21 protein-coding genes and 2 tRNA genes are annotated in these 19,512 nt (G+C 38.1%); 8 read left to right on the forward strand and 15 right to left on the reverse strand.

Annotation, left to right across the window (positions count from 1 at the left end):
• Positions 1-183: 183 nt before the first annotated feature.
• Positions 184-1,281, reverse strand: coding sequence for a PucR family transcriptional regulator (locus tag Ami3637_RS06690; protein ID WP_330586919.1), 1,098 nt, complete (start codon positions 1,279-1,281; stop codon positions 184-186).
• A gap of 286 nt (positions 1,282-1,567) precedes the next feature.
• On the opposite strand from Ami3637_RS06690, the gene Ami3637_RS06695 reads away from it, so the two are divergent.
• Together Ami3637_RS06695 and Ami3637_RS06700 are read left to right on the forward strand one after the other, a co-directional pair.
• The gene (locus Ami3637_RS06695) at positions 1,568-1,762 is read left to right on the forward strand and encodes a helix-turn-helix transcriptional regulator (protein ID WP_162361898.1); all 195 of its coding nucleotides are present in this window, start codon (positions 1,568-1,570) and stop codon (positions 1,760-1,762) included.
• Positions 1,763-1,766: 4 nt separating this feature from the next.
• Positions 1,767-2,240: a DUF6773 family protein gene (locus tag Ami3637_RS06700; protein ID WP_162361899.1), complete on the forward strand. Its 474-nt coding sequence runs from the start codon at positions 1,767-1,769 to the stop codon at positions 2,238-2,240.
• Between the two features lie 72 nt (positions 2,241-2,312).
• Here Ami3637_RS06700 and hisC read toward each other — a convergent pair whose 3' ends face one another.
• On the reverse strand, positions 2,313-3,392 hold the full coding sequence (gene hisC, locus Ami3637_RS06705; RefSeq protein WP_162361900.1) for a histidinol-phosphate transaminase: 1,080 nt from the start codon (positions 3,390-3,392) through the stop codon (positions 2,313-2,315).
• 240 nt (positions 3,393-3,632) lie between these two features.
• Between hisC and Ami3637_RS06710 the strand changes: the two genes are divergently transcribed.
• On the forward strand, positions 3,633-4,670 hold the full coding sequence (locus tag Ami3637_RS06710; protein ID WP_243158162.1) for a DUF3810 domain-containing protein: 1,038 nt from the start codon (positions 3,633-3,635) through the stop codon (positions 4,668-4,670).
• Between the two features lie 73 nt (positions 4,671-4,743).
• Here the strand turns inward: Ami3637_RS06710 and Ami3637_RS06715 are convergent, their stop codons facing one another.
• On the reverse strand, positions 4,744-5,289 hold the full coding sequence (locus Ami3637_RS06715) for a flavodoxin family protein (protein WP_162361902.1): 546 nt from the start codon (positions 5,287-5,289) through the stop codon (positions 4,744-4,746).
• Positions 5,290-5,413: 124 nt separating this feature from the next.
• Between Ami3637_RS06715 and Ami3637_RS06720 the strand changes: the two genes are divergently transcribed.
• From Ami3637_RS06720 to Ami3637_RS06730, 3 genes are all read left to right on the forward strand, one after another.
• A tRNA-Arg gene (locus tag Ami3637_RS06720) sits at positions 5,414-5,488 on the forward strand.
• A 69-nt stretch (positions 5,489-5,557) separates the two neighbouring features.
• Positions 5,558-5,633, forward strand: a tRNA-Ala gene (locus tag Ami3637_RS06725).
• Positions 5,634-5,723: 90 nt separating this feature from the next.
• Positions 5,724-6,230 carry a hypothetical protein gene (locus tag Ami3637_RS06730; protein WP_162361903.1) on the forward strand — a complete coding sequence of 169 codons (507 nt, stop codon included), beginning with the start codon at positions 5,724-5,726 and terminating at the stop codon, positions 6,228-6,230.
• Positions 6,231-6,310: 80 nt separating this feature from the next.
• On the opposite strand, the gene Ami3637_RS06735 is transcribed toward Ami3637_RS06730, so the two are convergent.
• The gene (locus tag Ami3637_RS06735; protein ID WP_162361904.1) at positions 6,311-6,727 is read right to left on the reverse strand and encodes a carboxymuconolactone decarboxylase family protein; all 417 of its coding nucleotides are present in this window, start codon (positions 6,725-6,727) and stop codon (positions 6,311-6,313) included.
• A 149-nt stretch (positions 6,728-6,876) separates the two neighbouring features.
• Between Ami3637_RS06735 and Ami3637_RS06740 the strand changes: the two genes are divergently transcribed.
• Together Ami3637_RS06740 and Ami3637_RS06745 are read left to right on the forward strand one after the other, a co-directional pair.
• Positions 6,877-7,320, forward strand: a complete 444-nt coding sequence (locus Ami3637_RS06740) for an Lrp/AsnC family transcriptional regulator (protein ID WP_162361905.1) — start codon at positions 6,877-6,879, stop codon at positions 7,318-7,320.
• Positions 7,317-8,084: a GNAT family N-acetyltransferase gene (locus Ami3637_RS06745; RefSeq protein WP_162361906.1), complete on the forward strand. Its 768-nt coding sequence runs from the start codon at positions 7,317-7,319 to the stop codon at positions 8,082-8,084. The genes Ami3637_RS06740 and Ami3637_RS06745 overlap by 4 nt, the downstream gene beginning before the upstream one ends.
• 270 nt (positions 8,085-8,354) lie before the next feature.
• Here the strand turns inward: Ami3637_RS06745 and Ami3637_RS06750 are convergent, their stop codons facing one another.
• The 11 genes from Ami3637_RS06750 to Ami3637_RS06795 form a co-directional block, all read right to left on the reverse strand.
• Positions 8,355-8,825, reverse strand: coding sequence for a hypothetical protein (locus Ami3637_RS06750; RefSeq protein WP_162361907.1), 471 nt, complete (start codon positions 8,823-8,825; stop codon positions 8,355-8,357).
• A 117-nt stretch (positions 8,826-8,942) separates the two neighbouring features.
• Positions 8,943-10,580, reverse strand: a complete 1,638-nt coding sequence (locus tag Ami3637_RS06755; RefSeq protein WP_162361908.1) for a M56 family metallopeptidase — start codon at positions 10,578-10,580, stop codon at positions 8,943-8,945.
• Positions 10,573-10,953, reverse strand: a complete 381-nt coding sequence (locus Ami3637_RS06760) for a BlaI/MecI/CopY family transcriptional regulator (protein WP_162361909.1) — start codon at positions 10,951-10,953, stop codon at positions 10,573-10,575. The genes Ami3637_RS06755 and Ami3637_RS06760 overlap by 8 nt, the downstream gene beginning before the upstream one ends.
• Before the next feature lie 201 nt (positions 10,954-11,154).
• Entirely contained in the window at positions 11,155-11,766 is a 612-nt protein-coding gene (locus tag Ami3637_RS06765) for a hypothetical protein (protein ID WP_243158122.1), read from the reverse strand.
• Positions 11,760-13,925, reverse strand: a complete 2,166-nt coding sequence (locus Ami3637_RS06770; RefSeq protein ID WP_162361910.1) for a DUF3160 domain-containing protein — start codon at positions 13,923-13,925, stop codon at positions 11,760-11,762. The genes Ami3637_RS06765 and Ami3637_RS06770 overlap by 7 nt, the downstream gene beginning before the upstream one ends.
• A gap of 146 nt (positions 13,926-14,071) precedes the next feature.
• Positions 14,072-14,527 (reverse strand): hypothetical protein, encoded by a 456-nt coding sequence (locus tag Ami3637_RS06775; protein WP_162361911.1) that lies wholly within the window; start codon positions 14,525-14,527, stop codon positions 14,072-14,074.
• Positions 14,528-14,643: 116 nt separating this feature from the next.
• Positions 14,644-15,966 carry an S-layer homology domain-containing protein gene (locus Ami3637_RS06780; RefSeq protein WP_162361912.1) on the reverse strand — a complete coding sequence of 441 codons (1,323 nt, stop codon included), beginning with the start codon at positions 15,964-15,966 and terminating at the stop codon, positions 14,644-14,646.
• Between the two features lie 36 nt (positions 15,967-16,002).
• Positions 16,003-16,326, reverse strand: a complete 324-nt coding sequence (locus Ami3637_RS17360) for an ABC transporter permease (RefSeq protein ID WP_243158123.1) — start codon at positions 16,324-16,326, stop codon at positions 16,003-16,005.
• A 5-nt stretch (positions 16,327-16,331) separates the two neighbouring features.
• Positions 16,332-17,180 carry an ABC transporter permease gene (locus Ami3637_RS06785; RefSeq protein ID WP_243158124.1) on the reverse strand — a complete coding sequence of 283 codons (849 nt, stop codon included), beginning with the start codon at positions 17,178-17,180 and terminating at the stop codon, positions 16,332-16,334.
• A complete protein-coding gene (locus tag Ami3637_RS06790; RefSeq protein ID WP_162361913.1) occupies positions 17,170-17,913 on the reverse strand; it encodes an ABC transporter ATP-binding protein in 744 nt (247 codons plus the stop codon). The genes Ami3637_RS06785 and Ami3637_RS06790 overlap by 11 nt, the downstream gene beginning before the upstream one ends.
• Before the next feature lie 8 nt (positions 17,914-17,921).
• Complete coding sequence (locus Ami3637_RS06795; protein ID WP_162361914.1) at positions 17,922-19,478, reverse strand: efflux RND transporter periplasmic adaptor subunit; 1,557 nt, start codon at positions 19,476-19,478, stop codon at positions 17,922-17,924.
• Positions 19,479-19,512 lie beyond the last annotated feature (34 nt).

Below are 19,512 nucleotides of genomic sequence, written 5' to 3' on the forward strand. Positions count from 1 at the left end.
TGTATACAAAGTCTTCCTTAGATAGGCTTGTTTTTGTGTGTCCATATTTCAGGATTGATTGGATTTGTCCGGTCAAAATCCGAGCTTTTAATAAAAAAACACATAAAAAGGAGCTGAGTACAAGTGATTTTTCAATCACTTGTGCGACAGCCCCACTTTTTAAAAAGTTTATAAAATTTTCCCTTAAAGCGTTTTATTCATTAAAATCCTCAGTTTTACGGCTATGGCAATTGTCTCATTAAATTTAATGTTGTCATTTTCCATATTCAGCGCACATTTCACTTTATTTACCCTGTATCGGATGGTATTTTCATGTTGGCTCATGACTTTAGCCGTAACTTTATAATCACCTGAATTGGCAACATAAGTTTCCATTGTAAGTAGAACTTCCCTTAGATTTTCTCCTGAGACTTTTTCCTTTACGGCATTTACATAAGCTTCGTAAAAATCCTGTGCCTCCTGTGTATCCCGTACAGAAACCAACAGCTGCATAACGGACAAAGGGTCATATTCCTGGAAATCCATATTCATGGTCTTGGCCGTTTCCAGGGAACACTTTCCCTCTTCCAGCGCCTTGCCTATATCCCGTCTTGTATAAATCCTGCTAAATCCCACCCTGGGATTGTTTACAAACTCCTTAATCTGCGCTGCAGCAGCATCAGAATGATGTTTTAATTTTTTTGAATTGTCTGCGCTTAAGATAAAAACTTTGTAATTATTATTTCTTACAAAAATATCGCTTACATTATTTAAATAGGATGTATGAGCTTTTAGCTCGGCTATTTCAGAATTAAATTCTCCATCTACATAGATTGTTCGTACATACTGGGCAATGTTAGGCTTTATACTGTGCAATATTTCCATTTTTTCATTGTTGGATATACTACCGTACATAATTTTATCCAGTTTTAAGGTATTGATCACATTTAGATTTTCTATGGCAATATACTGGTTGACCGTATCCATTATAACCGCATAAGGCAGATCATCTTTAATCAGAATCAACGGAAAATCATTTTCATTACATATTTTTTCAATATCCTTTGTAATGATACCAATATGTTCATCCGTCACCACTAGTAATCCGCTGCTGTCTGTCATAATCAGAGCGTTTATATAATCATAGATACCATCTTTATCAACCTGAAACTGTTCCAGGCACGTAATAAACAAATCACCGCTGGTCAATGTATTTCTATTTAAAATTTCTTTATTACAAGGGTAGTCAAATACTGAAACTCTTTTTACTTTTCTGCTAATTCCAGCTTCTCCTGCCAGTATGACAGCACTTTTAAATATGTTGTTTTTAATATTTCATTTAATGATATATACATTTCCTTACCTCTTACCCGCTACCCGGCAGAATTAATCCCATGCTTATTTATACCATATTTTTTGAAGTTTACAAGATTATTTTTATAATTAAGTTGAAAAAAACTTTTATAGGACTTATTTCATTTGTATTTTAATATATACAGCTTTTTGTAAAATAATTTATATTAAATGCAAAATATATTTGACATTTAGTATTATATATTTTATAATTAGCCATGCAGGAGGGGATATTATGAAAAACAAGAAAATGAAAATAGCCCGGGTGGAATGTGATTTATCACAGGAACAGCTGGCTGAAAAAGTAGGAGTCACCAGGCAAACTATCGGTATGATTGAAGCGGGTAATTATAACCCTACATTGAACTTATGCGTAGCTATCTGCAAAGCATTAAATAAAACACTTGATGAATTATTCTGGGAGGTATAAAACTATGTTAAAAAGAAATAAAATTATAGATGAAAGACAAGAATTACAAAGCTTAAAAAATGTAAAGATATGCTGGACGGTGGTAATATTTCTGCTGGCTATTAGTATACTAATCCAGGCCATTATATTTACTTCATCTCCGCAGCATTATATGCCTGAATTAGGGATTCTTACTGTAGGATGCTTTTTAAATATAATTCTGGATGCCAGACAGGGAAATATATATACGAAAGAAATGCAGAACCCAAAAGCCAATCTGCTTCTTTATATTACTTCTGCTTTAGTTGCAAGCTTAGTTTTGGGCATTGGAAATTATTTAAAATATGGTTTCCCACCAATATTTATTTTAGCTATCGTTATTCCTATGTTTGTAATTCTTTTAGCACTTATGCTGTTATGCGACTTTATATATCGCAAAGCAGCCTTGGGAAGGCTGAATAAGTTTAACAAAACACTTGAAAAAGATGAAGATTTATAAGCAAATAAAAGGGAGTTGCTCAAAACTGAGAAAACTCCCTTTTTTTATACTGTAAAATACCAGTTGTGTTGTTTAATTTTCACTGGGCTCTTCTATCCCCAGAATATCTTTTGTGGTCTTAATAAAAATATCCATTTGTTCTGCAGTCCCTATAGTGATTCGTACATAATCTTTTATAAGGGAATCCGGGTAATGTTTCACCCATATATTTTTATCCTGTAATGCCTTACCATAATCTTCTCCTTGTATGGAGTCATTTCTTACGAATACAAAGTTTGCTTTGGACTCCAGAACCGTAAATCCCAGAGACTGCATTTCTTTACTAAATCTTTCTCTTGTTCTTTTTATCTCATTAATACATTTTTTAAAATAATCTTTATCCTTCATGGCTGCTGTTCCTGCAATGATGGATAATCTGCTTATATTGTAAGGGTTAAAAGAAAATTTAATCCTGTTTAAATCTGCTATTATTTCATCATTGGCAATGGCAAATCCCACTCTTGCACCTGCCAGGTTTCTTGATTTTGAGAAGGTCTGTATAACTAATAGATTATCGAACTTTTCTACCAGGGGTACACAACTCTCTCCGCCGAAATCTACATAAGCCTCATCAATAATCACCAGATTATTTCTATTTGTTCTTAAAATCTCTTCAATTTCACAGGCTGTCAGAGCAAGGCCTGTGGGCGTATTGGGATTAGCTATTACAATGGTCCCATCCAGATTAAAATAATCCTCTGGATTTATTTTTAAATCTGGTGCCAGCGGTATTTCCTTTTTATTAATCCCAAAGACATCTGAATATACAGAGTAGGATTCATAACTCACTTCAGGAAAATAAAACTTTTTATTTTCATTTTGAAAAGCCATAAATGCAAATGCCAGAATTTCATCAGATCCGTTACCAACAGCTATCTGATTTTCATTTACACCAAAATTTTCAGAAATCGACTTTATCAGTTTGCCTGCCTCTGGATCAGAGTACAGTCTCAGATTGTCTATTTCAAACTGATCAATAGACCTATAGACAAAAGAGCTGGCTGGGTACGGACTTTCATTGGTGTTTAACCGGATAGTCTTTTTCTGATGTATATGCTCTTCTGTAGTATGCGGTTCTAAATTCTCATATTTTTTACTAATAAAACGGCTCATTAAGTATTTCTCCTCCTGTCATTTCATCATTACCTATTATACCATTTTAACCCTTAAAAATGTCCCATTATTTACATTAATAATTTTTGTTTATTTTCTCGAACAATTATACATTTTATTGTATAATAAAACTACTATTATTTTAAAATTAAGGAGTTTACTATGTACATAAAGCTGACTTCATTTTTTAAGAATTATAAATATTTTTTGCTTTATTCGGCTTTAACTCCGGTCATCTGTATGGCCTTGATTTATACTGTCCGTAAATATCCCCGTATAGGACAACTATATGCATCTTATATATTTCCCATATTTCCAAATACTTTAGGCAGGCTTTTTTCACCGCTGCCCTTTTCCGTTATGGAAATTGGTTTGTATACAATATCCTTCTTTATCATTATTGCCCTGCTGATTATTTTGTTAAGTATTTTTCATAAAAAAGCAAGAAAAAAGTTACTTTTGTATGTTCCCAGAATGGTTATTACTACCTTGTGTTTCTGCAGTACCATCTTCTTAATGATAACATTAAGCTGTAGTATAAATTATTCAAGAGATGGCATTGCAAAAGATATAAATATTGTTCCAGGGATGGCTTCCCATGATAATCTGGTAGATTTATGTCTATTGCTTATAAACGATATAACCAGCCTTGACTCTGGCAGCACAGAAATAAAGGCTATTAATACGGCTTCATTACAAAATGATACCAAACAGGCCATGATGACTTTAGGGAAAAAATACCCTTCACTGAAAGGTTATTACCCTAATCCTAAACCCGTTATTATGTCCTCCTGGATGTCTGATATAGATCTGACCGGGCTGTTCTCCCCTTATACTATAGAAGCAAACTATAACAATGATGTTGTGGATTACATAAAGCCTTATACCATTTGCCATGAATTAGCACATTTACGAGGCTACATCTGTGAAGATGATGCCGGGTTCATAGCCTATCTGGCCTGTTCCCATGCCAATTCCAGGCAGATGCGTTACAGCGGTACTATGAATGCCCTGAGCTTTGTTTTAAATGCCCTGCAGGAAGACAGTTCTCCTGAAGAATTTCAACAGATCTTAAATCAGATACCAGAAAAAGCCCTGATTGATTTAGAAAAAAATCAGGACTATTGGCAGGGACATGAAGGGACGATTTCCCGTATTTCAGAAGCCGCCAATGATACGTATCTGAAAGCCAATGCCCAGGCTGGCGGAACGAAAAGTTATGGCCGTATGGTAGATCTTCTCCTTGCCTATTATGGTCTGAATAGTCAGTCGGTCTAGTAACCTGTTACTAAACCAAATGCCCTGAAAGTTTTTAATTCAGGGCATTTATTATGTATATTCACGTAAAAATTTATAAATCGCTTCCTAAGGCTCTGGCCTTGTGCAGCGCAGTGGTTGCTATGACATCCCCTGGTTTCCGGACTGCTGGTACGGCCAGACATCCTCTGTCTGTCCATTGCAGAAACTTGACAATGTGATTGTATGTGGCTTTTACCCCATCAAAAACCGACATATCCTCCATTTCAGCACAGGTCAATAACAGGGATTCTTTTATGCCCAATGGTCGCTGACCTGCATAAAAAGAATACATCTTATCAATAGCCGCCTTTATCTGGGCGGGATAACTGAACCAGTAAACAGGTGTTGCCCATACCAGTACATCCGCTTTGGCAAGCAAAGGCGCCAGATCATTAAAATCATCATCAAAACTGCAGGCTTTTCCAGTACTGAAGCAGGTTTCACAGGCATGACACCCGCCAATATTTTTCTCTGCAGCCTTCCATTTGGTTACATTATGTCCAGCAGATTGTGCACCTTCAATAAATGCATCTGCAAGTAAATCACTGTTTCCGCCGTTTCTTGGACTTCCGGTTATCACAAGTACATTCTTTTTCATTTTTCCTCCATCCTTTCTAATTCATCATCATATGAATCTATCATATCACTCCTAAATAAGTCTTTCAAGTAACCCCTTGAAAGTGTTTTACAAATATGCTAATATATTAAAAGTTACTAATTATGTCTCCGTAGGTAAATGGATATACCAAAGCTCTCCTAAAGCTTAATTGTGGGTTCGATTCCCACCGGGGATACCAAATCAATTTTAAAATATGCCATATGCCTTTGACTATATGGCATATTTCAAATATTTAATTTAATTCTTTGGGGGATTAGCGCAGCTGGGAGCGCGTTTGACTGGCAGTCAAAAGGTCAGGGGTTCGAACCCCCTATTCTCCACCAGATGAAAATAGCAGATTATATCTGCTATTTTTAATTTAGAGGAATTAATAACATAGTACAAACTATTTATATAGAATTAGGTGATTATATATGAAAATAAATTCAAAATCCATATTGGGAACAAAAACGCTGCTATTACTGTTATTGTTATTAATGATAATGGTACAATTGCCTTTTCATTATACTGAATATCAATCCAAAAATTTAATAATAGATAAAATTAAAACTCAAGAAGATATTACCCCTTATAATGAGTTAAATTATGAGAATGAAAAGGAAAAAGGGTTAGTTAAAATATATGTTTTTAGCTACTCATTAAATAAAAATCAAAAAACAGGATGTGCTGTTTTTGTTAGGCATATATTTTTGCCACTTTATAGATTCGAGGATATTCATATAGAAGGTACTAACAAAAAATTAAATTATATACATGCAGTTACAGATTCCAAAGGAAAAAATATTGTAGAAGTAACAAACAAGGATATTAAAATTACTTTTATAGAATCTACTTTTATGAGAACCTTATTAAATTATTTAATTTGTTTTATCCTCATTTTCTTGTTGCTTACCTTTAAATCCCATTTTAATAAAAAATAATAAATTTGAAAGCTTTATATACACTTCTTTACAGCCAAAGCATTATCTGATCTTTGGCTGTAAAGTTTATTATACTTTGCCTATATTGAGCAGCCTGCCTCTAATCCCAGTAATGCACCAAACTTTTGTGAAGCTGTTATAAAACATATCAATGCCATGAGTTCAGATAGTTCGCTGTCCGTAAACTCCCCTTTCATTTTTTCAAAAAACTTATCATCCATCTTACTTTTTCCAGTAGCCATATGTGCCATGTCCGAGGCTAAACGGACTTTTAAATCAGGCATGTCTTCTAAAGGTTTTCCCTTGGCCATACAATATTGACACCCATTTTCAAATGCTAGTGCTCTCCTTACTTGCTCTTTCAATTCCTCATTAAATGTGTCACTAGAAAAAAGACATTCCTCTAAAGAAGACCATTTTTCTAAAATAGATTTATTATGTCCTAGCAATTGTTGAAATGGTGTTACCCCGTTTGTAGAATATTTTATTTTTGCCATTTGTTCCTCTCTCTTTCCATCTTAATAAATTTAATATTTTCTTGACCAAATTATTATAGCAGGTATATAATTTTCTTTAAATGTCATATGAAACATAAACCATTAGGTTATATTTCATTTGAAACTATTTTTAATTTTGGAGATTATATATGAAATTTGACGAAATTGACATGAGTATTTTACAAGAACTGCAAAAAGACAGCCGACTTTCCTATCGAGAATTATCAAAGCACATTAATCTTTCTCCGCCTTCCGTTACTGAACGGGTACGAAAACTGGAAAGTGAGGGTATTATCCAGGAATACACCATTAACATCAATAAAAAGGGACTTGGTTTTGGTACGGAATGTATCGTTCAGGTAACTATGAGAGATGGACAATATGATCGATTTATTGCATTTATTCAAGACTATAAATATTGTGAATGGTGCTACAGAATTGCCGGTGCTGCATGCTTTATAGTTAAATTGACCGTAGCCTCTTTAGATGAAGTTGAAAAATTTATAAACAATATATCCTCTTACGCACTTACCAATACTTCTATAGTTTTTTCAGAAGTGAAGATTCATAGTGAAATAGAGGTAGTAAAATGACCAACAATGAGATTTTAGAAATTGCCATGTATCAATCTGCAACAGACTTAGGCTGCTGTCCAGATGATTTTCGTTTACATAAAAACAAGGTTGTCCTTTCAGGTAACAACCCTGATGCCAGAAAATATTTAACGTTGCCGTTTTACTGCAATCTGGTATCTTATGGAAATAACATCGTTGCTTCGGTAGATAGTGAAATTGCCGATATTGTAGAAAACTACATAAATAAGTACCCGGTTGAGCATTGTTTTGAACCCCCAAACATGTATAGGTTAAATGAGGCCCTTGAAAAAAAGAATATGGGAATCGGCCTTATGTCAGAATATTTTCTGCCTGATATAACTGCCCTGAGAGAAATACAATGTGATTATGAAATGAAAATTTTATTACCTGGTGACTTTGCAAACTTATACACGTCAGAATGGAGCAATGCTTTATGTGAAAAGCGTAAGCAGCTGGATGTTTTAGCAGTGGCTGCATATGACAAAAACAAACTCATTGGATTGGCTGGCTGCTCTGCTGACTGCCAATCTATGTGGCAGATTGGTATTGATGTTTTACCAGAATACCGGAGAAGAAATATTGCCTCCGCTCTAACCAGCCGTTTAGCTTTAGAAACTATATACCGGGGTAAAGTGCCCTTTTACTGTGCGGCCTGGTCAAATATCCGGTCTGTGCGAAATGCCATTAAAAGTGGCTTTAAGCCAACCTGGGTTGAGATGAATGCCCAGTGCATAAGCTCTATTTCTGAAAGGAACAAATAGTCAGATTCTAGGCATTTGGAGCTATAAATAGAATACCGGTCGATAGCGGGTTATTTCTATCGGCCGGTATAACACTTTCTAGATATTAAATGGTGTGTTTCAGATGTGTTCACATCTTAATTTCGGTCATCTTTATATGTATGTAAGTGCATTTTATGAAATATTGTCCGACAATCCCTCAAGAGCTTTGCCGTTAATCTAGCCTAAAACATACTTCTTGTCCTACTCTTTTATAAATTGATTTTTGTATCGTAATTGCATGTAAAATAATCATGGAGTATATTCTTTTGCTGTCAACGAATCAATGGTCATGGTGGAAGATCCGTTATTAATAAATTTAATTCTATAATAGCATTGGGAACCATCTGGCATGCCTATGCATTCGAGGCAGCCGTACCACTGACCTTGTGTTGCTATAAATGATCCAAGACTATTAAATTTTGAGGAATTAACACGCTGCGCCTTTAACTCAAGGTCAGTAACTCTAGCATTACTAACGCTTGCATAAAACCTCAATATTTCGCCATTATACCAAACATTATTTTGGGCATTTAGCGAATATCCGGGCTTTAGCACAACATTTTCGTCAACAGTGAATCTTGCTGTTGGAACTACGTTTCCATCAGGGTCGGTAATGTAATAACCATCTGCCAAAATGTCTATTACTTGACCATGAGACTCAGAAGCCATGGCTGTTAAAGGTATACACGTTATTGTTAAAATTAGCACTAATAAGACCATTAGGTTTTTTTAGTTTTCATTTTATTACCCTCTCTTCCTTTTGAAACCCACGCACTTACTACTTATATAATATATACTACGTTTGTAGTTCATGTTTGTCAATAGGAAAGAGCATTCTTATTTAATATCTATAGAAACCCACTTTATAATAATATCTAATGATCCAGGACAGAATAAATAAAAATTATATGAACCATCCTCCGGAATTTTAAACTCTATTTGCTTTTCACCATCTATCTTGAATTCCTGAATGTCCACGCATTTATCATCCTTAATGTATCCGACTTTGAGAACTCCCTTAGCAGCAATTTTTCTGCCAAATGGGTCACTATCCTCTCCAAATCTATTGATATCTGCAAATATATGCAATTTTACAATGTCGCCTTTCTTTAACTTCCACTGTTTTCCAGATTCCGTTGAGTAGATTGCCCTATCGCCGTTTCCCAGGATATGCGGTTCTATGCAGTTATTTACCGTAGTAAAATGAGATTGAAATTGTGGCAAGTCTGCCAAATCAGACCAATCATCCGGCGGTTTTACTCCCGCTAATTCATATACATCTGCCAAATCATAATCGCCATTCTCATCCATAACTAAATTAGCCAGTTCATCAAAGTTAGGGATATCTTGGTACTCGCGATTATTCCTTATTCTGGCTTCTTCTCTGTTTTCTTTATCGCTATCGGCTTTATCGGCAATTACCTTTTCCAATAATTGCTGATAACCGGGGCTGTCAAAATCGGGTACATTATGATCATTGGCGTATGCAAAACCATTGAAAACAATTACAAAAGCTAAGACACCTAAAAAAAGAATCCCTCCTTTTCTTTTTTTATTGCTAAAAATATTTTTAAACCTTTCTTCCATTGTCTTTTTATCACAGCCCATACACGCAAACATGGCTCCTTCTATTGGTCTGCAGCTTATGATTTCTCCCATTATTACATCGCTATAATCCGCCCTGAATTTTTGATCCTTGGCCTTTATGACATCCCAGTCACAGCACATCTCCATATCCTTATCCGCAGCTTTCGTCATCAGATGTACAAAGGGATTATACCAATGTAAAATAAGTGCCATTATAAATAATCCTTTATACAGCAAATCCTTTCGTAGGTAATGGGTTAGCTCATGGGTTAAAATTATTTGTAAATCTGACATCGTATAATCTCTTTTAGGGATAAAGATGGCTGGCTTAAAGATTCCAACAATCATAGGCGATGAGATTCTGGCACACTGATATATCGAAATTGGTTTCTTTCCTTTATGCTTTGACAAAACCTCTGCTTGAATTTTATCAATGCTATCATCGTGAATATATTCACTGTTCATTTTAATATCCCGGGTAAAATACAGATAAATGCTCAGCAAATAAGCCGCTACTGCGCAGACCCCTACACCCCATAGGATTGGAAGCCACTGTGGTCCTGCATCAACAAGTTTTGTCCAAATTGAAGCCTGTTGATTTTCAGCCATCATTTGAAAGCTAGCTGTCTTAATGGGAGCCGAAGCTGTTGTCATTACATTATTCTTTATAGTGGTTATACCTGTCAGAGCTTTTTCACTGTTAATCCCCATGCGCAGAATAAATCCTGCCGGCACAATCAGAAACACCATCAGTACTCTCCAGATGTTGAGACGCCAGGTAACCTGATACCATTTATTTAATAATGGTGAAATCAGGAATGCCACTGCAATGAAAACTGATATGATGCCTCCTGTCAATAAAGTATTGTAAAACAACGTGTTAATCACAGGTATCACCCTCCTTCAGCTTCGTAAGAAGCTTTTGGAGATCGTTTATTTCCTGCTCTGTCAGATCAGTGCTGCTGCATACCGACGCAACAAACTTCTTTATTGAATTGCCGTACAGATTTTTTAAAATGCTTTTGCCAGCAAAAGCCATATACTCCTCTTCAGTAATCAGGGGGCTATATATATACTCCTTGCCTCTATGTTCCACCTTTAAAAATCCACTTTGTGCCAATCTATTCAAAAAAGTGTTGAGTGTCGTTATTTTCCACCGATTGTCAGGCAGTCTCTTTTGAATTTCATTTCTTGCCATGGGCTCTGTCGCATCCCAAATGACAAGCATTACTTCAAGTTGTGCTTCTGGTAAGTGTTTCATAGATTATCATTCCTTTCCCTTCACCATACTTTTGTTTGTATTAATTATATTAATCTTTACTACATATTACATTAGTAGTATGTGTATGTCAATATAAATTATTTGTATTGGATTTACCGGTCAAAAAAACGCCAAACCCCTTCATTATAAAGGATTTTGGCGTTTAAGAGCATTGTTCTTTATGAATAGATTAATAATTTCTCAGGCCTTCGAGGAGTCTTCTAAGTAAAAGCCCCATCCTTTCCATTTCCAGACGGTATTCCTCACGACGCCCTTGGGATCATAGGTATATTTGTCTTTATCAATTTTTTTATATTCTCCTTCTTTCACTACCAGTTCCATGTTGCCATCACCATCTGCATCCCGGATAGTAAAAGACACAATGGGGTTATCCAGGTTGGAAGAGCACCAGACGCTCTTTAATATTTCTCCCTCCAGCTTATACACGAACAGATGATTTTTATAATCCTTATTGCGTCCTTTGTGCCAGAAAGGCTGAACATCCCCGAAGCTGCCTTTTTTCCACAGACTGATAACCAGGTTATCCTTTCCGTCATTATCTACATCTCCCAGGGCAAAACTATCAATATGGTACCCTTCAGGGGATTTCCAAAGGAGTTTACCGTCCTCCCTGATGGTAAGAACGGAATTGGTCAATTCATATTCCTCAGTCACACCGTTTCCATTTATATCGCCTTTCATTCGAAACTGAGTCCCATAGTCCAGCGGTACGGCATGAAATATAGCTGCCACCAGGAGCAGTAACAGTGTCAGCACCACAGCTGCTCCCGGTGTGCATCTTTTTTTTACCACTGTGAGGACCCTTCAGGTGCTGTGTAGATTTTAGTCCATGCCGGAGGGGCTGGAATCTTTTTGTTCTTTAGCATATCCTGCCACTTTTCATCTGTAAGACGATCCGTTGATGGCCATGGGAACTCATAATAGGAGTAAACTGCGCCCTTGGCAATACGCAGGGATCCTGCAACTGGTACAACTACATAAATATCATTGATGTTTCCCGTTCCTTCCTCCAGGACCTGCCCGCTTGGATCTGTTGCTATATCCGTAACCAATGCTGCCGGATTGTTTGAAACAGCCGATGGAGTATCTACTCCCTCATCTTTCAGTGCTTCAAGCCAAAAATGCTCCAGCTGCCCCCCAAAGCTCTTAATCAGTTCATATTCCTTGTCGCTCAGAGGTTTTTCTGCCAGCTCTTTTTCAGAAATAGTCTTCAGCTGGACGGCCAGTTGTTCCAGCTCTTTCAATGAAGCACTGGTGGTCTTATCCAGTAACTTTCTGCTCTCCAGACCATCAATGGTCATTCTTGTCAGGGCTGCCAGCCTTCCATACACTTCTGGATTTGGCTCTACATAACCTCTGTCATCCTGCTCTTCTTCGCCACCGCCCATTTCTGCATAGACCTGTTTAGCATATAAAACCGTATCATGCTTCAGTTCCGTATAACTTCCCAGATAAGTTTCCAGCTGCTTACGTGTCCACCCCTGATTCTGCATGAAAGCTGGATATCCTTCACCTTTTGCCTCAGTAAGAGGTGAAAGCATATAAAGCCATGCGCCATAAAGGGTTTGAGTCTGGTCCTTTACATCCATAGAAGTCATATGTTCCTGAATTTTTTTCATATTTTCAGGATAATTTTTATAGGAGGTTTCTCCCATATCCTTGAGTAATGCGTAGGCTTCCTGTGAACCCATGGCTGCTGGAATATCCAGACCCTTTGGAAGCATACGAAGCTGCCCCTTACTGTTTTTATCTACCTCACGGTATACTAAATGTTGAAATACGGAAGCATCTAAGGTAAATCGTTGTCCCATAAACCGGAACCCTTTGATTACTTTTTCTTTGTCAGGCTGTATGTTTTTGTCAAAAATAGGCATAGAGTTTATGTCAGGTGGATTCATTTTTTTAATTCCACCAAGCATACTTTCCCAGTTCTTTGTATTCTTAGTCAGCACATCCAGAGAAGGAATGTCCCCATAAACCTTCTTTAACAATGGATAATACTGGTTGATTCCTAAGTCATCGCTTTTTCCTACAAAGAAATTTGTAGGTTGGTAAATATTATCCCAGTGCTTATAATCCTTCTGATCGAAAAGCAGAGTCATCAGCACCGCTGATTTTGTTTCATCCTCACTGGAAGCGCGGAAATTCATTCTCCCATACCACATCATGGTCTGGAAATAGGTTTTCAGCTCATCTGATTTGGTATAATGGCCTCTTGGAATATATTGAGTATAATCTTCATTAAAGGTTTCCGTTACTCCTGCATCGGTATTTCCAATGTTCATGACCGGTGACGGAGTGAATGTCTCCTGATGATTACTAATTAACTGCAGTTCATCTTTTACTTCTTTCCCCACAGCAGAAGGTACTTCAGATTTGGAATCAAGCAGCTTAGCAGCCACAGCGAAAAAGGCCACATTTCGTTTTGCAGCATTTTCCCATTCTGTTTTCTTTAATGATTCATATTGTTTCTGGCTTTTAGCCAGCATTGACTTGGTAAGAGAATCCAGTTCGCTGCGTAAATTATTCTTTTCCAGCGTCCTTAATAAATAGCTGAAATATAAATGATAATTATGTAGTATAGCATCTGTTGTCACAAAATTAGGTATATTGTCGTAGCGATTCATTTCATAGCTAATGAAAAACTCCTCCATTGGATCTGGGATTACTACAAAACCATTTTTAGCCATCAGTTTTTTAGCTTCTGCTGATAAGGCGAAACGGTCCTTATTTGTAACATTGCTTAAATCCCCTGATACCTGATACGCCTTTACTGAAGGAGTCACATTAACAGGTACCTCCTTATATGACGCAAACGCTGTTGACGGCGTCAAAAGCTCACTGTTTTGACCCTCCTTACTCTTTGACGATGATTGACAGCCACTGAAACTTGTGGCCATTAGGACAACCAGTAGAATACTGCTGACTATCCTGTTTTTTCTTTTGTTCATACTCCCCAAAAACCTCCTTATTTACGAATTCTTTATGTTCCCACATTTACCATATTTTGATTAGACGAAAAAGTCAATACTTTGTTCCTGATAATGGCAAAAAAAACACAAGGTGAATTTTCCCCTTGTGCTTCTTCAAGTGTCATTTATTGATATATAATGACCCTAATCTGTCCTCCCCTGTCAGCATCCTTATCATAGCAGTAAGCCAGTGTCTTTCCTGCTTTATAGGCTGCAAGGGCATCCGTGATCGAACCTTTATAGCTGTAGGTTTCTGTTGAGGTTTTATATTCATAAACTGCTACATCTGCTGCAACTTTAAAAGTCGTTCCATCTGTGAATTTTACAGTTGAACCGTCAAAAGACTGGGCCTTTAAATTAGCCCTGGTTATATTTTTCATCTTCTCAACACTGGTTCCTGCTCCGTAAAACATTGCAGGCCCGGCTGATACATTAAAGTTGGTATTACTGCTGCTTAAAGAATACTTACTTCCTTTTATATCATAGGTGTAGTTGCCGCTTGTGGCAGAACTGTTTTTGCCTGAAGATTTGGCAGAAGTTATAACCCCATATTTTAATGAATCTCCTGTGACATTATTCAATATCAGACTGGTCACGTACCCGTTTTTTGCCTGGTAATATAGTATGTCGTCACTATCCAGTGTCAGACCATCCAGCCGGCTTAGAGACGTTGCGGTGTAGGCTCCCTCATAGGTGTCTAAAATAGTAGCTGTGCCAGAAATCTTTGTGTCCCAATATTCATAAGTGAAGAATCTGCTTTTCCTGCAACAGTCCCCCCTCCTGAAACAGAGGAAATCTGCATGTTTTCCTTGGAATCAAAAGTTATTTTAATCACATCACCTGCTTCAACTGTTGTATTTTTATCTACGCTATACGCAACTTCCTTCCCCTCTGGGGTTATACCTTTAATGTTTGACGTATCCGCTTCCGTTACGTAAAGGATCGTCTCCTGCTTTAAAACCGTGCTGCTAACTGCATCTGCCACGTTGCCATTTCTTCCAAGCAACAAGGTTATGGCATCCCCTATTTTCAAGTCCCCGGTTGAAGACAATGCAGAAAAAGCTTTTGTAGATTCCAGCGTATAAGTTTTTCCTGACAGGGTAATGCTGGTAACTGCATCCTGACTTGGTGAAGCTTTATCGTAAATACCTGTTACTCTGTCATTATAAACCCAGACGGTACTTTTTGAATTGGAATAATAAACAATATCGTATGTTTCCACATCAGCAAGCTTTATTTTATTTCCATTTTTGTATACCGCTGCTCCGGAATTAATTCCCAATTTGCTGTACCAGTCGGATGAGGTAACCGTATATGGCCCATTCATATTATCTGTTACGACCCCTGCATAGTTCACTTCACCATTATCGTTTACCGAATATCCCAGGGATTCTGCGTAGGTCTTGCTTCCATCTTTTAAATCCGTTTTTAATGCATTGTAAAGAAGCTGTACAGCATCTCCTTTTGTCATAAGGGTGCCAATGCCGCCAACAATACCAGAAGAAAGACCTAATGATGAGTAGAGATTCATCTGGGCATATGGAAAGGCTCCTGTAAAGTCTGACTGTGTGTATCCCAATAAAATCAAGGCACTATTCACACCCTGCTCCAGCGTCACCATACTGTTAGGCTTAAAGTCCCCATTACTGTAGCCAGACAGCAGGTTATTGGAAGCTGCTAACTTAATATATGGTGCTGCCCAGTTACTGGCACTGACATCTTTAAATAATGAAGAATAGGAGGATACTGCAACCTGATCTTTATACTTTGAAGCCATGACCAGCATCTTGGCATATTGCGCCCTTGTAATGTTGGCCCCTAAATTATAGTTTCCGGAACTGTCTGCTGAAATAACTCCCATAGCTTCCAGCATCATAGTTGCACTGGAGGCAGAGTCGGTTTCTGCCTTTACCTCCTGGGGATTGATTCCGTTCATTCCCAGCAAAAGAAGCAGAATTAAAATCATAGCCATACTTTGATATATTATTTTCTTTGTAGAAATTACATTCTTTGTGCCCATAAAGATTCTCCTTTTTATTAAATTAAAAAATTGATTTTAATCGTATCGCAAAGCATCTATTGGATGCATCTTTGCTGCTTTGTTGGCAGGGAAGTAACCGAAAATCACACCAATTCCTACGGATACCGAAAAAGCCAGCAGTATGGCATTTAAGGAAACGATTACTGTCATGTCCATGATCTTCCCAGCTGCAAAAGAAACGAGAGCGCCAAACAGGATACCAATAACACCTCCCAGAGCACTGGTTGTTGCTGCCTCAATGATAAACTGCTCCATAATATTTTTGCGTTTTGCTCCAAGGGCTTTTCGGATTCCGATTTCTCTTGTCCTCTCTGTAACAGAGACCAGCATAATATTCATTATGCCTATCCCCCCACAACCAGTGATATTCCAGCGATACCTACAAGCACCGCTGCTATGGAACCGGTCATCTCATTGACCTGTTCAATCATGGAAGTCATACTGGTAACACGATAAGCATCTTCACTGCCGTAGATTTTATACAATGCGTTTTCAATCAAGGCAACCGTTACATCCATATTATCTGTATTCACTGCGGTTATGTAATAGCTGCTGATGTTGCCATTGAAGGACAGCCTGGTTGCAACGGAATAAGGGACATATATCACGTCGTCATCGGAGCTCTCTACAGAATCAGCGGTCTCCGTGAGCAATCCCACGATTGTATATTCCGAACCATTTATTTTAATGGTCTGTCCTATGGGATTTGTCTTGCCGAACAACTGCTTTACCACATAACTGCCTGCCACACAGATTTTCTGCCGCCGGACCGTATCAATATACTGGACGAATCTGCCCTGATCCAGTTCAATGTGCTGCATTTCCTGATAATTCTCATTTACTCCCTTAACTTTGGTGGTATCAATAGACTCTGTGCCACTTTTAACCGTAACGGAGGCCGTCACCAGAGGACTGTACTCAGACAGATATGCAGGATTTTCCTTTACAAGTTTTTCTATATCGTCAACTTTAACTGCCCGGTTTCCTCCCCTTCCAACAAGGTTTACAGTAATGGTGTTTGTTCCCATGCTCTCAAACTTGGATGTCATATCCGATGACAAGCCATTCATAAGGCTGATTAGAACGATTACTGAGGCTACTCCAATGATAATGCCCAGCATGGTGAGAAATGCTCTCATTTTGCTTGTTTTTAAGCTTTTCAGTGCAAGAGTAAAAGATTGCTTAAAGTTCATAAAATCCACCTCCTGCGAGACCATACGGCTCCCTTGAACTTATCCTTACCTCTGGAACAGAGTGTCCACTATCCTCCACTATCTTTCCATCAGAAACGCGAATAATCCTTTTTGCTTTTTCTGCTACTCCCATATCATGAGTTATGAGAATTACTGTATTTCCTTCTGCGTTTACCTGTTGCAAAAACTCCAGTACTTCACGTCCTGTTTTACTATCAAGAGCCCCTGTAGGCTCATCCGCAAGAATAATGGAAGGATTTCCAGCCAGAGCTCTGGCTATGGAAACCCGCTGTTGCTGCCCTCCGGAAAGCTGGGACGGCATATTTGCCGTTTTATTATCTAATCCCACTTTTTTTAAGGCCATAATGGCCCGTTCTTTTCTTTCTTCTTCTGCCAATCCCTTATAAATCAGTGGAAGTTCAACATTTTCAAGAACGTTCAGTTTGGTAATCAGGTTGTACTGCTGGAATATAAACCCCAGGGTCTTGTTTCGAAATTCTGCCTGCTGGTCATCATTCAATGTGCTCACATCAACCCCGTTTAAATAATATTTTCCTTTTGTGGGCACATCAAGGCAGCCTATGATATTCATGCATGTGGACTTTCCGGAACCGGACTGGCCGATTATAGCTGCCATTTCCCGTTCCCTGATTTCCAGTGAAATGCCATCCAGTGCATGGATTTCCGTGTCCCCCATGAGATAAATTTTATAAATATCTTCTAGCTTTATCATGACTGCACCTACATTCCACTAGGAGCGCCGCCGCCACCAGGAGATCCTCCGCTGCCAGATGGAGCTCCAGAAGGTCCTCCTCCCTGACCTCCACCCATTTCAGGGCCACCCATCATGGCATCTTTATTGTTGGAAGATTCCTTTGCCTGAACTTTCACTCTTATTACATCACCTTTTTTAAGGCCTTTTTTAATTTCGGCGTTGTTGTCATCGCTTAGACCTATGGTCACTTGTTTTTCTGTACCATCTTGCATGGTTACTGCATTTCCCCTGGCCACAGCAGCCACTGGTACCACCAGAACATCTTCTGCCGAATCAATTACAATATTTGCAGTTACATTCATACCTGGCCACAAACCCTCAGGCTTATTTATAACAATGGTAACGGGATAAGAAGTTACTCCTTCACTGGAGGTGCCTAAGAGCCCAATTTTCTCCACATACCCTGTGAACTTTTTATCTGGAAGGGCATCTGCTGTAATATCAACTTTCTGCCCTACACTCATACTTGATATATCCAGTTCATCTACACTGATTTGAAAGGTAATTTTAGACATATCTGCAATAACAGCCATGGTTGTGGTATTATTTTCATCTAGCTTATCTCCTGCTTTCACTGTCTTTGAAATAACCGTTCCGGAAATGGGAGACTTAAGGGTGTAATTATCCAGTTGTTTCTGGGTATTAATATATGAGATCTGGGAATCCCGAAGGGATAACTGACTGTTTTTCAGCTGGTCTTCCGCATCATCGCTGTCCAGTGTGGCTATAACCCCGCCCTTTTTTAAATAGGCTCCTTTTATATTTATTGAGTTAACCGTTCCTGCAGTTTCTGCTAAAACCGTTTTTTCGGAGGATGCTTCCAGCGGAGCAGAAGAGTAACAGGATTTTCCCCCTGCAGTCACAGAAATATAGGTACCTGTTTGCAGATAGCCTGGATTGGTCAGTTCTACTTCCACATCCGTAACTGTTATGTATCCATTCAAAACTCTTTTTGAATTGTACATTTTGCTTATCTTGCCAGTCAGCTGCTCAAAGGTATTCTCTACTGTAACCGTGACCGTTTCTCCTGCATAAAGGCCCCCTGCATCTATTTCACTAAAGGGTATTCTTGCTGTCATGGTGTCATTGTCAACAACTTTAGCTATTTTCGAACCCTTTTGCAGGGAATCTCCCTTGGCTACATAAAGTTCATCTATCATTCCTTTAATGGGAGATGTTACTTTAAGTCCGGCATAAGCTTTGGCACTGTCTTCATAACTTAACTGTTGTTTTTCCAATGCAATGTCTGCTTTCTCCAGAGAATTTTCCATTTCTTCAGAATCCACTACATAAAGCACGTCGCCTTTTTTCACCGTGTCTCCTTCTTTAAAGGTATCTTTAACTACATCTCCCTGAACTAATGCGGAAATGCTGTACTGTTCCACCGGAGTAACCGTTCCAGATCCACTGACAGCCACTTCCACGTTTCCCTTTTTCACCGTATACTCAGTAAATCCGGAGGCTGTTTCTTTTCCTGCTGCCATACTGCTTAAAGTATAAGAGACTGGTAAAATAACTGCCAATGCCAATGCTATGTATGCTATTTTTTTCTTTTTA

It is taken from the genome of Aminipila terrae (assembly GCF_010120715.1).
GTDB classification, from domain to species: domain Bacteria; phylum Bacillota; class Clostridia; order Peptostreptococcales; family Anaerovoracaceae; genus Aminipila; species Aminipila terrae.

What these genes read in the sequence shown, in the direction of transcription:
- Ami3637_RS06695 (WP_162361898.1), top strand. Translation starts at nt 1,568, where the DNA reads ATGAAAAACAAGAAAATGAAAATAGCCCGGGTGGAATGTGATTTATCA.
- Ami3637_RS06700 (WP_162361899.1), top strand. Translation starts at nt 1,767, where the DNA reads ATGTTAAAAAGAAATAAAATTATAGATGAAAGACAAGAATTACAAAGC.
- hisC (WP_162361900.1), bottom strand. Translation starts at nt 3,392, where the DNA reads ATGAGCCGTTTTATTAGTAAAAAATATGAGAATTTAGAACCGCATACT.
- Ami3637_RS06710 (WP_243158162.1), top strand. Translation starts at nt 3,633, where the DNA reads ATGGCCTTGATTTATACTGTCCGTAAATATCCCCGTATAGGACAACTA.
- Ami3637_RS06715 (WP_162361902.1), bottom strand. Translation starts at nt 5,289, where the DNA reads ATGAAAAAGAATGTACTTGTGATAACCGGAAGTCCAAGAAACGGCGGA.
- Ami3637_RS06730 (WP_162361903.1), top strand. Translation starts at nt 5,724, where the DNA reads ATGAAAATAAATTCAAAATCCATATTGGGAACAAAAACGCTGCTATTA.
- Ami3637_RS06735 (WP_162361904.1), bottom strand. Translation starts at nt 6,727, where the DNA reads ATGGCAAAAATAAAATATTCTACAAACGGGGTAACACCATTTCAACAA.
- Ami3637_RS06740 (WP_162361905.1), top strand. Translation starts at nt 6,877, where the DNA reads ATGAAATTTGACGAAATTGACATGAGTATTTTACAAGAACTGCAAAAA.
- Ami3637_RS06745 (WP_162361906.1), top strand. Translation starts at nt 7,317, where the DNA reads ATGACCAACAATGAGATTTTAGAAATTGCCATGTATCAATCTGCAACA.
- Ami3637_RS06750 (WP_162361907.1), bottom strand. Translation starts at nt 8,825, where the DNA reads ATGGTCTTATTAGTGCTAATTTTAACAATAACGTGTATACCTTTAACA.
- Ami3637_RS06760 (WP_162361909.1), bottom strand. Translation starts at nt 10,953, where the DNA reads ATGAAACACTTACCAGAAGCACAACTTGAAGTAATGCTTGTCATTTGG.
- Ami3637_RS06770 (WP_162361910.1), bottom strand. Translation starts at nt 13,925, where the DNA reads ATGAACAAAAGAAAAAACAGGATAGTCAGCAGTATTCTACTGGTTGTC.
- Ami3637_RS06780 (WP_162361912.1), bottom strand. Translation starts at nt 15,966, where the DNA reads ATGGGCACAAAGAATGTAATTTCTACAAAGAAAATAATATATCAAAGT.
- Ami3637_RS17360 (WP_243158123.1), bottom strand. Translation starts at nt 16,326, where the DNA reads ATGAATATTATGCTGGTCTCTGTTACAGAGAGGACAAGAGAAATCGGA.
- Ami3637_RS06785 (WP_243158124.1), bottom strand. Translation starts at nt 17,180, where the DNA reads ATGAACTTTAAGCAATCTTTTACTCTTGCACTGAAAAGCTTAAAAACA.
- Ami3637_RS06790 (WP_162361913.1), bottom strand. Translation starts at nt 17,913, where the DNA reads ATGATAAAGCTAGAAGATATTTATAAAATTTATCTCATGGGGGACACG.